Origin of the sequence: Methylophaga sp. UBA3603, assembly GCF_002375335.1 — a bacterium.
GTDB lineage: Bacteria > Pseudomonadota > Gammaproteobacteria > Nitrosococcales > Methylophagaceae > Methylophaga.
This window is the reverse complement of sequence record NZ_DFMC01000009.1, coordinates 468,587-481,644: the sequence shown is the minus strand read 5'-3', so window position 1 is coordinate 481,644 and position 13,058 is coordinate 468,587. Positions and strand designations below refer to the sequence as shown.

The 13,058-nt window shown below is 45.5% G+C and carries 12 protein-coding genes; 4 read left to right on the top strand and 8 right to left on the bottom strand.

Annotation, left to right across the window (positions count from 1 at the left end; genetic code table 11):
- The gene (gene rpoE, locus B4F66_RS09570; RefSeq protein WP_292355489.1) at positions 1-576 is read right to left on the bottom strand and encodes an RNA polymerase sigma factor RpoE; all 576 of its coding nucleotides are present in this window, start codon (positions 574-576) and stop codon (positions 1-3) included.
- 128 nt (positions 577-704) lie between these two features.
- On the opposite strand from rpoE, the gene nadB reads away from it, so the two are divergent.
- On the top strand, positions 705-2,306 hold the full coding sequence (gene nadB / locus B4F66_RS09565; RefSeq protein ID WP_292355487.1) for an L-aspartate oxidase: 1,602 nt from the start codon (positions 705-707) through the stop codon (positions 2,304-2,306).
- On the opposite strand, the gene B4F66_RS14395 is transcribed toward nadB, so the two are convergent.
- Positions 2,281-2,646, bottom strand: coding sequence for a protein YgfX (locus B4F66_RS14395; RefSeq protein WP_366652738.1), 366 nt, complete (start codon positions 2,644-2,646; stop codon positions 2,281-2,283). The two genes, nadB and B4F66_RS14395, sit on opposite strands and share 26 nt — an antisense overlap.
- Before the next feature lie 148 nt (positions 2,647-2,794).
- On the opposite strand from B4F66_RS14395, the gene ygfZ reads away from it, so the two are divergent.
- The gene (gene ygfZ, locus B4F66_RS09560; RefSeq protein WP_292355485.1) at positions 2,795-3,703 is read left to right on the top strand and encodes a CAF17-like 4Fe-4S cluster assembly/insertion protein YgfZ; all 909 of its coding nucleotides are present in this window, start codon (positions 2,795-2,797) and stop codon (positions 3,701-3,703) included.
- A 14-nt stretch (positions 3,704-3,717) separates the two neighbouring features.
- On the opposite strand, the gene B4F66_RS09555 is transcribed toward ygfZ, so the two are convergent.
- From B4F66_RS09555 to suhB, 5 genes are all read right to left on the bottom strand, one after another.
- Positions 3,718-5,073, bottom strand: coding sequence for a sigma-54-dependent transcriptional regulator (locus tag B4F66_RS09555; RefSeq protein WP_292355483.1), 1,356 nt, complete (start codon positions 5,071-5,073; stop codon positions 3,718-3,720).
- Positions 5,070-6,665, bottom strand: coding sequence for a sensor histidine kinase (locus B4F66_RS09550; RefSeq protein WP_292355481.1), 1,596 nt, complete (start codon positions 6,663-6,665; stop codon positions 5,070-5,072). Before B4F66_RS09550 ends, B4F66_RS09555 begins: the two co-directional genes overlap by 4 nt.
- Positions 6,665-6,883, bottom strand: a complete 219-nt coding sequence (locus tag B4F66_RS09545) for a PP0621 family protein (protein ID WP_292355479.1) — start codon at positions 6,881-6,883, stop codon at positions 6,665-6,667. The genes B4F66_RS09550 and B4F66_RS09545 overlap by 1 nt, the downstream gene beginning before the upstream one ends.
- Positions 6,884-6,948: 65 nt before the next feature.
- Positions 6,949-8,781, bottom strand: coding sequence for a translational GTPase TypA (gene typA / locus B4F66_RS09540; protein WP_292355477.1), 1,833 nt, complete (start codon positions 8,779-8,781; stop codon positions 6,949-6,951).
- Positions 8,782-8,845: 64 nt separating this feature from the next.
- Positions 8,846-9,640 carry an inositol-1-monophosphatase gene (suhB, locus tag B4F66_RS09535; protein ID WP_292355475.1) on the bottom strand — a complete coding sequence of 265 codons (795 nt, stop codon included), beginning with the start codon at positions 9,638-9,640 and terminating at the stop codon, positions 8,846-8,848.
- 224 nt (positions 9,641-9,864) lie between these two features.
- On the opposite strand from suhB, the gene B4F66_RS09530 reads away from it, so the two are divergent.
- Positions 9,865-10,164 (top strand): Lpp/OprI family alanine-zipper lipoprotein, encoded by a 300-nt coding sequence (locus B4F66_RS09530; protein WP_226073992.1) that lies wholly within the window; start codon positions 9,865-9,867, stop codon positions 10,162-10,164.
- A gap of 407 nt (positions 10,165-10,571) precedes the next feature.
- Here B4F66_RS09530 and B4F66_RS09525 read toward each other — a convergent pair whose 3' ends face one another.
- Positions 10,572-11,735, bottom strand: coding sequence for a L,D-transpeptidase family protein (locus B4F66_RS09525; RefSeq protein ID WP_292355471.1), 1,164 nt, complete (start codon positions 11,733-11,735; stop codon positions 10,572-10,574).
- A 518-nt stretch (positions 11,736-12,253) separates the two neighbouring features.
- On the opposite strand from B4F66_RS09525, the gene bamD reads away from it, so the two are divergent.
- Positions 12,254-13,036 carry an outer membrane protein assembly factor BamD gene (gene bamD, locus B4F66_RS09520; protein WP_292355469.1) on the top strand — a complete coding sequence of 261 codons (783 nt, stop codon included), beginning with the start codon at positions 12,254-12,256 and terminating at the stop codon, positions 13,034-13,036.
- Positions 13,037-13,058 lie beyond the last annotated feature (22 nt).

Sequence of the window (13,058 nt, the reverse complement as noted above, 5' to 3'; positions counted from 1 at the left end):
TTATTCCTCTTCACCCATCACTGACTTAACTTGTTTATCGATAGCTTCCCTAGCCCTGAATATTCTTGACCGGACGGTGCCGATCGGACAGTCCATCGCTTCCGCGATTTCTTCGTAACTCATACCTTCAAATTCTCGCAACTTGATAGCTGTAGCGGTATCTTCCGGCAAATCTTCAATTGCTTGCTGGATAGCCTCTTCCAACTCTACACACATGAGACTGTTTTCAGGGGTCTCAAATTCCTTAAGTTCGGGCGCATCGTAATAATTTGTTGCATCCATAGCATCGACATCACTCATTGGTGGTCGCCGCGAACTGGCAGTAAGATGATTTTTAGAGGTATTGATAGCGATACGATAAAGCCACGTATAGAACGCACTGTCCCCGCGAAAGTTCGGCAACGCACGATAAGCTTTAATAAAAGCTTCTTGCGCTACATCCATTGCTTCAACTGGGTCATGCACAAATCCGGTTATCACATGTATGATTCGCTGTTGGTACTTCATTATCAACAGATCAAACGCCTTTTTGTCGCCCGCCTGTACCCGCTGAACTAATTCCTGATCCACGTTCATTTATATATCCGGCCTACTCCGACAAGCCGGAGACAATTTCTGTTTAATGCTAGATTGACCAATGTCATTTATTTTTGTTCCACAATCAGTGCACAATAATTGTTGGCATTCTACCTTTAACAGGACCCATGACGACAACTCATCATTTTGATCTGCTGATTATCGGCAGCGGAACAGCAGGTCTGACCCTGGCTTTAAAGATGGCAGACAAGGCCCGTGTTGCCGTTCTATCCAAAAGCCAGCTTGAGGAAGGTGCTTCACTTTATGCTCAAGGCGGCATATCAGTTGTACTCGATAAAGCCGATTCTTTGCAATCCCATATTGATGATACTTTGCGCGCCGGCGGCGGATTATGCGACGAGGACGTCGTTCGTTTTACGGTTGAACATGCGCGAGAAAGTGTCGAGTGGCTGATTGAACAGGGTGTTTCTTTTACCCGTGATGATATGACCACCGAGACATATCATCTGACACAGGAGGGTGGTCACAGTCATCGGAGGGTTATTCATTCGGCTGATGCAACCGGTCGGGCGGTGGAAACAACACTGCTGGATAAAGCCAAAGCGCATCCGAATATTTCGTTGTTTCCTTATCATATCGGTATCGATCTGATTACGACCCACAAACACCTGGCCACTGAAGAGAATAGTTGTCTGGGTTGTTACGTGCTGGATATCAAAAAGGATCAACCCAAAACCTTTTTGGCTCCAGTCACTGTGCTCGCCACTGGCGGTGCCGGAAAAGTGTATTTATACACCAGTAATCCAGACGTATCGACCGGGGACGGAATTGCCATGGGCTGGCGCGCCGGCTGTCGAATTGCCAATATGGAATTTATTCAGTTTCACCCAACCTGCTTATTTCATCCCAAAGCCAAATCTTTTCTAATTTCTGAAGCGTTGCGCGGTGAAGGTGCCACATTGAAGTTAGCAGATGGCACACGGTTTATGCCGGCATTTCACCCTCAGGCTGAACTGGCCCCAAGGGATATTGTGGCGCGCGCAATTGATCATGAAATGAAACGTCTCGGCCAGGATTGCGTTTATCTCGATATCAGTCATCAGTCCAAAGAATTTATTACCACGCATTTTCCTACTATCTATAAACGCTGCCTGCAATTCGGTGTGGATATGGCGAAGGAACCCATTCCGGTAGTCCCTGCAGCTCATTATACCTGTGGCGGTGTTATGACAGATATGCGAGGAAGAACGGACATTGACGGCCTGTATGCGATTGGCGAAACCGCTCATACGGGTTTGCATGGTGCCAATCGAATGGCCAGTAATTCATTACTGGAATGCCTGGTATTTGCCGATGCGGCAGCACGCGATATATTGAATCGACCCAAAATTACTTTGCCTGATAATATTCCGCATTGGGACGAAAGCCGTGTGCACCCAGCCAAGGAAGCTGTTGCGATAAGTCATAACTGGGATGAATTACGTCGCTTTATGTGGGATTACGTAGGCATTGTTCGCAGTACTCAGCGACTTAATCGCGCCCGCCAGCGTTTGTACCTGTTGCAACAGGAAATTGATGAGTTTTACAGTCAGCACCATATCAGTAATGATTTGCTGGAATTGCGTAACCTGGCTGATGTAGCGGAATTGATCATCGAATCAGCGATACAGCGTAAAGAAAGTCGTGGTCTGCATTACACGCTTGATTATCCGGAGACATCGGATAAAACCGCCAGTAACAGTATTATTGCTGGAAAAAAGCCAATCTGAGCCGCACGCGTAATTGTCGAAAATGTTCCTGATCAACCGAATCGCTCGGGATAAGAAGTGAAAGACGTTTTTTGTTCAATGATTTGAAATGGATAATGACGGCGAACCGGTTGACCCACGCAGATTCGAGTAATAAATCCGCTGTTTTTGAACTGTCGGCATACCCTATCTGCCAATATTCATTCATAGTGTTTATCAGTGTGACAGGCCGTTTCCTGTATTCCCGGAGAAAACCCAACCGACGGATATGCAAAAACTGACATATAAAAACCCCTGTAATAAATACTATTTTAACGACTGGTATAACAGTTAATAAAACTATACTTATCACTGCCAGCATATGTGCAAGCAGGCTGTAAATCAGTAAAAGTCGTGATCTCCCTAATGGGAGATAAAATCCTTTTTTCTGCTCCTTCATCCTTGTTCTCCCAAACTGAGGGCCTGTTACAATTGCACGGTACTAATCCTTTAAGCTAAAGAGTAAATTCATGACCGCTGACTATCAATCCATTTTGCAACAACAGGCATCAGCTCCATTGGCAACCAGAAATGATGAAAACCATTACCTGATTCCATTACCGAGTTATGGCGTAATAACAGTAACGGGTGAAGAAGCTGCCAACTTTTTGCAAAATCTCCTGACCAATGATGTCAAGCAACTGGAACAACAAGCTTCGCAGATTACGGCTATGTGTAACCCAAAAGGTCGTTTGCTGGCGCTTTTTCTGCTGGTTAAAACAGAGAGTGGGTATCAGCTGGTATTACCTCAGAGCCAGTGTGCTTTCCTGGCACAGCGGCTGCAAATGTTCAAATTGAGAAGCAAAGTTGAGATTGCAGACTGCAGCGAAACTCTACAGGTATGTGGGCTGCAAGGTAACGATCCATCGACTTCGGCAATCCCTCTACCTTCACAATCCCGTGCTTTGCTGATCGCCTCCACTGACCAGATGACTTCTGATTTGGAAGATCTGATGAGCAAAGGCTGGCAGCTTGCTGCAGAAGCCAGTTGGTTTATCACAGAGATTGAAAGTGGGATTCCGGTCATTTTTCCGTCAAGTCGTGAGCTGTTTACCGCACAACAACTCAATCTGGATTTAATAGGTGGTGTGAGTTTCCGTAAAGGCTGTTACCCCGGACAGGAAGTTGTCGCGCGTTTGCATTATCTTGGTGAACCCAAACGTCGTTTGTTTCAGGCCATAGCCAAAACAGATATCCTGCCTGAAATTGGTGAGACCATTGTGGATAAGGAAAAGGCCGTGATTGGCCATGTTGTTAATGCTATTCACGGTGATGAAAACCAGCTGTTTCTGCAGCTCAGTTTAAAGCTTGATGGAGCCAATCAGGATTTGTATTTGAGTGATGGCACTGCGATTGAATCGGTGCATGCTTACGTTTAGGGCTTGTTGATCTTTTAGTCCAAGTCCAGCTTTTTAAGTTTGTAACGTAAAGCCCGGAATGTAATTCCAAGCCGTTTGGCAGCAGCTGTTTTATTCCAGCGGGTCTCATTCAGTGCTTTTTCAATGATGGCCCGTTCCTGCTCTTCCAGATGGGTTTCCAAATCCTGATTCAACACAGGCATTGATAGCTCTGACACCAGGGGAACAGCATGATTTATCTGATTGGTCACTGGCAACATCAGGTCTTCTGCTGTTATTTGCGTTCCCTCAGCCCATGTCAACGCACGCTCAAGCGTGTTTTCCAGTTCACGTACATTGCCCGGAAAAGGATATTGTTCTAATGAAGCAAGGGCTTCAGCAGTTAATGTTATGACGTCCGAATGGGTTTTACCTGCCAGTTTCAGCAGAATATGCTCTGCCAGAATGGGGATATCGGCTTTGCGCTCACGTAATGGCGGCACCTGCAATTCAATTACATTCAACCGGTAAAATAAATCCTGCCGGAAGGTGCCATTATCGACACACTCTGCCAGGTTTTTATGTGTTGCCGATAAGATTCGGACATCCACATTTATCTCTTCATTCCCCCCCACCTGGCGAATAGCTTTTTCCTGTATTGCCCGTAACAGTTTTACCTGCATCATCAAGGGTAAATCGGCAACTTCATCCAGAAATAACGTGCCACCATGAGCATGCTGGAATAATCCCTGTTTATCGGCAACTGCGCCGGTAAAGGCGCCTTTTTTGTGACCGAAAAACTCGCTCTCTACCAATTCATTGGGTATCGCCCCACAGTTTACCGGCACAAACGCTTTATCCGACCGTGCGCCGAGATCATGAATCAATCGGGCAACCAACTCCTTGCCTGTCCCTGATTCACCACTGATATAAACCGGGGCCTGACTACGGGCCAGTTTAGCGACCTTGCCCCGTAATTCACGCATCAATTCGGTTTCACCCAATAAACGATCACGTGAACGCCGGTCATTTTTATGTGGCCGATTGGGTGACAATTTCAAAGCTGCATCCACAAGCTCACGTAAAACCTGCAGTTTCAATGGCTTAGAGACAAAATCAAAGGCGCCGGATTTTAATGCAGAGACCGCTAAATCCATATTGCCATAGGCAGTAATCACCGCGATAGGTAATTCCGGATAACTGACCTGTATTTTTTTTACTAGCTCTAAGCCATCACCATCAGGTAATCGCATATCGGTAAAACATAAATCAAACGATTGCTGAGCCAGAAGTCTTTCCGCTTCAGCAATGCTCTCTGCAGTAACACAGTCTATCGACATGCCTGACAGTGTCATGGACAGTAAATCGAGAATGTCCGGCTCATCATCGACAATCAATGCTTGTGGGTTCATTGGATAAACTCTTGTCTTTGCAGTGGAAAACTAATTCTGAAACAGCTGCCAAACTCCGGCAGGTAGCTTAACCTTGCACCATTGGCCTGACATAGCTCACGAGCCAGATACAACCCTAACCCGGTGCCACCTGTGCGTTCCGAATGAAATGGTTCAAACAGATGTTCCATGGCTTGAGGACTTACGCCTGCACCGTTATCAATCACATCGATATGAATATTTTCGGATTGCAGAGTAATACGGATTTCAATGGGCATTTCCTGTTCTTTATCCGCATAGTGCCATGCATTATCAATCAAATTCCATATTACCTGGTGCAATTGTTCTTCATCGGTACAGATGCGGGCCAACGGTGCTGATGAGGTCAGTACTATTTGCTGAGGCGGGATGTGTTTAATTTCACAATATTCATCCACCAGCTTTTCCAGCCAGGGGCTTAATACCACCACCGTTGGCTCGACATTTTTGCGTCGGCTCATTTCCAGAATGGTTTCAATGATATTGTTCATCCGAACACTATGTCGTTGAATAATCCCGGTCAGCTTGCTGACAGAATCATCATCGCGCAAGGATTCAGCCAACAACTCACTGGCATGACTGATAGCACTTAAGGGATTGCGTATTTCGTGGGCAATACTGGCTGTTAAACGACCTAAGGAGGCTAATTTTAATTGTTGCGCCTGTTGTGCCATTGCCGTGGTATTTTCAATAAATACTAGAACTTCACCTGAATCCAACTGGGTTGCACGGGCCAGTAGTTCAGGTAAATCAGCTCGGGCATGAAAAGGTTCAAATGGATCGGGTAGATGTTGTTTCCAGCGCCAGATTTGTTCAGCCAACTCAGGAATATACTGTTTGAGTAAAAATTGTGAAGGGACGTTTTCGATTCCCATAAACTGCGAGGCCGACTGATTACAAAGTGAAACCCTGCCTTGCTCATCCAACACTAATACAGCGACCTGCATGCGACTGATAATGTGCTGATTCAGGCTCGCCAGTTTATTCAGATCCTGAGCCTGCTGTTCTGCCAGCAATTGTGAGCGTTGCATGGTTCGGGAAAGTAACTGCGCTAAAACGGCGGTAATAAAAAATATCGCCCCCAACATTCCGGCTTGGGCAAAATGGCTTTGCCCCATTCCAATGAACTCCGCATAAACGGCTTCAAGCAAAACCGATAATGTGGCTATGGCAGCAATAAATACAGCCAATCGGCCTGGGATTAAAGCACCACCGGCAACCACTACTACAACCAGCAATGCACCCAATCCACTTTGTAAGCCGCCAGCAGCATGAATAATTAATGCCAGCGCGATGATATCTATAATCAGCTGAATGCTGCATTGCGTGACAAATACCCCCCAGTGTCGACTGGAAAATATCATCAGCAATACAGCGACCATCAGATAACTGAGGCTGACAAAGTGATGTAATAAGGGATATTTATTACCGATGAACTCTGGGGCTAACTCCAGATAAAAAACAACAAACAGAATCGCTGCGAGAAATAGGCGGTAGCCGGAAAATAATGTCAGAGCACGCCAGGAAGCCTGATCCTGCTCTGATTTACTGGTGGTAAAGTATTCTCCAGCCATTATTTTTGTTGCTGATAAGCCTCAAGATGCTCTGTAGTACAAAAAAAATGCTGATTTTTCTGAATGGCTTCCTGTTCCAGTAAATGCAAACCACATTGTTCACAGCGCACCATTTTCTCAGCTTGTTCGATTTGTTTTTCACTTTTTATCCGCCGGTATAAATTCCGAAAGATTAGATATAACAACAGGCCTATCGCCAGCAGGATTAAAATTCGCATGTTTTACCTCAAAAAAAAAGGGCATCCGATATAGGATACCCTTTCTTGATCAGTTAACGATAGAACTAGCCGCGTGAAGCGCGTTTACGCTCATGCTCCAGCAGAAGTTTTTTCCGTACTCTGATAGATTTAGGCGTGACTTCCAGCAATTCATCTTCACCGATAAATTCCAGCGCCTGTTCCAAACTCATACGAATTGGCGGAACCAGAGCAATTGCTTCATCCGTACCAGAAGCACGAACATTAGTTAGCTGTTTACCTTTCAGGGCATTAACCACCAAATCGTTATCACGTGAATGAATACCGATAACCATACCTTCATAAACTTCATCACCATGGCCAACAAACATACGGCCACGCTCCTGGAGGTTAAAGATAGCAAAAGCAACGGCTTTACCAACACCATTGGCAATTAACACGCCATTCTGGCGTTTGCCAAAGGTGCCCGGTTTCACTGGAGCATAATGATCAAATACGCTGTAAATTAACCCTGTACCCTGGGTAGCAGTCAAAAATTCAGTACGAAAACCAATCAAACCACGTGATGGAATAATAAAGTCGAGACGGACACGACCTTTGCCATCAGGTGCCATATCTTTCAACTCGCCGCCACGAGTACCCATTTTTTCCATCACTGTACCCTGATGTGTATCTTCAACATCAATGGTTACCGCTTCGTATGGTTCTTCTTTGGTGCCATTCACTTCACGAATAATCACTTCAGGACGTGAAACACCCATCTCAAAACCTTCGCGACGCATGTTTTCAATCAATACGGAAAGATGTAATTCACCACGACCGGAAACACGGAATTTATCCGGATCTTCCACCAACTGTTCGACTTTTAATGCCACATTATGGATTAACTCGCGATCCAGACGTTCACGGATTTGTCGGGTAGTAACAAACTTGCCTTCTTTACCGGCAAACGGGGAATTGTTGACCTGAAAGGTCATGGTGACGGTAGGTTCGTCAACACTTAACGGTGGTAATGCTTCAACAGCACTAGGGTCACATAACGTATCAGAAATATTCAGTGGGTCCAGACCGGTAAACGCAATAATGTCGCCGGCATGTGCTTCTTCTACTTCCTCACGGCGTAGTCCCATAAATCCCATAACCTGCATAACGCGACCATTGCGTTTTTTGCCTTGCGGATCAACTACGGTAACCGGCATATTGGTTTTCACTTTACCGCGCTCAATACGGCCGATACCGATAACACCAACATAACTATTGTAATCAAGTGAAGTTACCTGCATACGGAAAGGACCTTCAGGGTCAACCGCAGGAGGACTCACTCTATCCACAACCAGTTGGAATAAAGGCGTCATATCACCCTCACGAACCGTATCTTCCATACCGGCAAAACCGTTCAATCCAGAGGCGTAAATGACATCAAAATCCAATTGTTCATCGGTGGCGTCTAGATTGGCGAACAGATCAAATGTTTGATCCAAAACCCAACCTGGACGAGCACTTGGTTTATCAATCTTATTGATGACGACGATCGGTTTAAGACCTAAAGCCAACGCTTTTTGTGTGACAAAACGCGTTTGCGGCATCGGACCTTCTGAAGAGTCAACCAACAACAACACTGAATCAACCATCGACAAAACACGTTCAACTTCGCCACCAAAATCGGCATGGCCTGGTGTATCCACAATATTGATGCGGTAGTCATTCCAGCGGATCGCTGTATTTTTGGAAAGGATGGTAATACCACGCTCACGTTCCAAATCATTGGAGTCCATTACCCTTTCCTGTAACTCTTCATGTTCACTGAAGGTACCGGACTGACGCAGCAACTGATCGACCAGGGTTGTTTTACCATGGTCAACGTGCGCGATGATGGCTATGTTACGTAGTTTGTTTATATCTCTAGAATTATTACTCATAAAATCAGTTCATTAAGGCATGGCTGGCATGCGCTGTTAAAAAATGTCCCGTTGGGGACCACAATCACTTCAGATTATCCACCACAAACGGGGCAATACTTTTTTGCAGATGAGCATGGAGTGATAAATTGCCCGCAACAACGTGCCCTTTATCTAAAACCTTGTCACCGCCGGTGAAGTTCGTTACCGAACCCCCCGCTTCTTCAACCAACAGTTTACCGGCGGCCAAATCCCAGTTTTCCAAGCCGATTTCCCAATAACCATCGACTCGTCCGGCTGCAACATATGCCAGATCCAGTGCTGCTGAACCGGCACGGCGAATATCCGCTACTTTAGGAAAAACCGCGGCAAACATTTGCATATAAGCATCAATATGTTGCGGATATTTGAAAGGAAAGCCGGTAGCAATCAATGCCCCGTTGAGATCTTTACGTTTACTGACGCGCAGACGACGGTCATTCAGTTTGGCGCCTTCACCGCGGCTGGCAGTAAACAGTTCATCGCGCATCGGATCAAATACCACTGCATGATCAATACGGCCTTTAACCATGACACCAATTGATACGCAGTAATGCGGAAAACCATGCAGATAATTTGTTGTGCCATCCAGCGGATCGATGATCCAGACAACATCATTTTGTCCTGTTTCACCTGACTCTTCGGCCATAATTGCGTGTTCGGGATAGGACTTTTTAATTGTATTAATGATTTCCTGTTCCGCAAGGCGGTCAACATCAGTGACAAAATCATTCAAACCTTTAGCGGTAATTTCCAAATGATCGACGTGTTGTAAAGAGCGCATAATCAGGCTACCTGCCTGACGAGCCGCACGTACGGCTATATTAAGCATCGGATGCATAGAACAAATTTTTCCAGAGCAAAAAAAAGAATGCGACAGAAATAGCAAGATACTATTCCAGTCTAAAAAAAGAGAGCATAATTATACCAACTATCGCCATCGGTTCGCAGTTTAAATTTGTGGCAATAGACAGCATAAATATTTCCTGCTAGCCTTTTAACAGGCTTGCATTTACAAACGAAATGGAAATGCTACCAACCCTAGAACACTTTAAGGAGATACAAATGAAATCATTAGCTAAACTGAGCGCCGTTATCCTGCCGTTGGCATTACTGACTGCATGTGCAAATACTGCTGAAATGGAAGCATTAAAAGGTTCAGTAGAGTCTGCACAATCAACAGCTGATTCTGCTTTAGTTGCAGCTCGCAACGCGCAAAGTACTGCTGATACTGCACAACGTACAGCTTCTGACGCTGAATTGGCTGCAATGAATGCACAAAAAGCGGCTGAAGATGCACAAGCACAAGTTGATGCTTGCTGTGCAAAAATCGATCGTATGTTTGAAAAAGCAATGAGCAAATAATCTAAACAATTATTTTTCAAAGCTTAAAAACAGAAAAGCCGGGATTTATCCCGGCTTTTTTGGTTGTGCAGTTTGTAATGCTAGGGGTTGTGAGTTGAAAAAACGCCAATCAAGGCACGAAGAGCGCCTTTCGTGAGATACATCCATGTATCTCACCCCGAAGGGGCCTGCGCTCAAAAACGTTTATCTCCATGGATGGAGTGTATGCAATAGCAATGTCTGGAACATTGCTTGTCCTGACGTTTTTGTAGTTATCCTAAATAAGTGACGAGCAAAGCTTCCGCATCCTGTGCTAACGCCCCTGACCTACATCCATGTAGGCCACGCATAGTGGCGCTCTTTCAGTCACAACCCGCAGGGCGGAAAACTAGCCGCCAGCAGTGGTGGATCTGAAAGATAAACAAGCCCTAAAACATTTCTTCCGATAAATGCGCTGGCCAAACAGGAATACCTGCCGCAGCCGAAATTTTATCTGCCGCTTCACGCGCGGCTTCCAACGTGTCAAATGGGCCCACCACTACTTCATCTACAGCCTTATTTTGCAACGGCCAGAATTTGTCCTGCATATTCAAAGCTTCTAATGCCTTTCGCATTTTTGCTCCGGTTTCCAGCTTTAAGCCGCCGTGAACAAACCAGACATTATCAACGATCTTTTCTTCCTGCTGATTGAGTTGTTTAACCACACCATCTGAGGTCATCACAATCTCTTCAGCAAATGGCCAGTCCTGCTCTGACAATACTGAATCCTGAGCATCCAAAACGGCCATCACCATCGGTGTCATATTCCCGCTCACACCATCATACATTTCAGGTATGGGCTTCTGCGCTTCCAAAAACAGCTTTCCATTCGCTACGGCAGCCTTATAAGGTTGATGCAGAATATTCACTTGGGTATTTAAAGAGACCAGGCTATACAGATGTTCAATATCTTCAGGATATAAACGAATACAACCACTGCTCACCCGTAAACCAACACCATATGGCTTGGCTGTACCGTGAATCAGATAACTGGGGTTAGATAGTCTCATAGCTCGTGTGCCAAGGGGATTATCAGGACCTGGCGGTACAACAGCAGGCAGGATATCGCCTTGCGCAGCATGTTCCTTACGAACGGACTCCGGAGGCGTCCATGATGGGTTCTCGCGTTTTTGAATAATCGATAACTTCCCTAATGGTGTATCGCGACCCTCACGACCAATGCCGATGGGATGCGTCACTACTCTTTGTAATTGATCACCTTGTTTTGGCAAAAAATAATATAAGCGCATCTCCGGGATATTAATTACCACACCTTTTCTCGGCGCGTCAGGAATAATAAAACGGTTGGGGATTAATACCGGTTGATTATCACCGGGTAACCACGGGTCCAGATTTGGATTTGCTTCCACCATATCGGTATAGCCCAAATCAAATTTACGACCAATATCCAGTAACGTATCTTCATGCCGGCTGTAGACAATAAGGTTGTGTCCAATGACACGCGCTTCTTCATCAGCTAATTCAAACGTTGTAGCACCGACTGGCAGCATCAATAAACCGCTCGCCAAACCGATAAATAAACGACTAATCATTAAAAACCTATAGAGTTAAGAGTGAATAAACAGCGGCTATTGTACAATGTTCCGCGAAAACTGTTACTACTGGGTCTTGCTTGACGAATAAAAAGTCTCCAGCAGTGGTGGTTATGAAAGATTAACAAGCTCAGGGTCTGTTTATCTTTCATAACCGCCTCTGTTGTGACTGAGAATGCACCAATCAAGACGCGAGGAGTGAAGTTTAGTCACTCTAAATAAATGACGAGCAAAGCTTCCGCATCCTGCTTACGCCCCTGACCTACATCCATGTAGGCCACGAAGAGTGGTGCATTTTCAGCCGCAACCCGTAGGGCTGGGGCTATTTTTCCGCCCTACGGCGTTGGTAATAACTTATGTAGAATGACTACGTCGTATCATTACCGCCTTGTTGGACAAAAAAATTGCCACCAGCAGTGGTGGTTATGAAAGATTAACAGACCCTAGTGATGATTTGCCCGCTTAAACAGTCTACAATCGCAGGCTGTGAATTTTTTGTTTTATACAGATAGAAGCCCATGATGAAATACATTCTGCCGTTGTTCCTGTTATTCACACTTACCGCGTGCTCCTTCTTTTCAGGTAGAGACCCGGTGGTTGCTGAAGAAAGCTGGACTATAGAGCGCGTTTATGCCGAAGCTAAAGCAGCCCTGAATATTAATGATTACCGCACGGCAATCGAATATTACGAACAACTTGAAGCACGCTTCCCGTTTGGTGAGTATGCGCAGCAAGCCTTACTGGATTCTGCTTATGCTTATTACAAAACAGACGAGCCTGAAACGGCTATCGCCACTCTGGACCGCTTTATGCGAGTGTATCCGCTTAACGAAAACATTGATTATGCAATGTATCTGCGAGGTCTGATTAACTTTAACCGTGATATGGGGATCCTGGAAAAATATATTCCACGTGATGAGACTCAACGGGATCCTGGATCAGCATTGCAGGCGCTGCGTGATTTCACCACGCTGGTCAACCGCTTTCCCACTAGTCGCTACAGTGATGATGCAGCTCAACGTGTAGTGTATCTACGAAATCGCCTTGCCCAGCATGAATTGCACGTGGCAAGTTATTACATGCGCCGAGCTTCCTATCTCGCAGCGGCCAATCGCGCTAAGTATGTTATTGAGAATTATCCACGTACTCCGGCCATGCCAGATGCTCTGGTGGTAATGGCAAAAGCCTATAAGATCCTGGAGCTAAATGATTTATCAGAAGATGCTTTACGCGTTTTGGAAGCAAACTACCCGGGACATCCAGGGGTAGCAGAGGTACGTAAGACGACGCTGGTAGAGTAACAGCGTCGTCTCTGAAATTAGT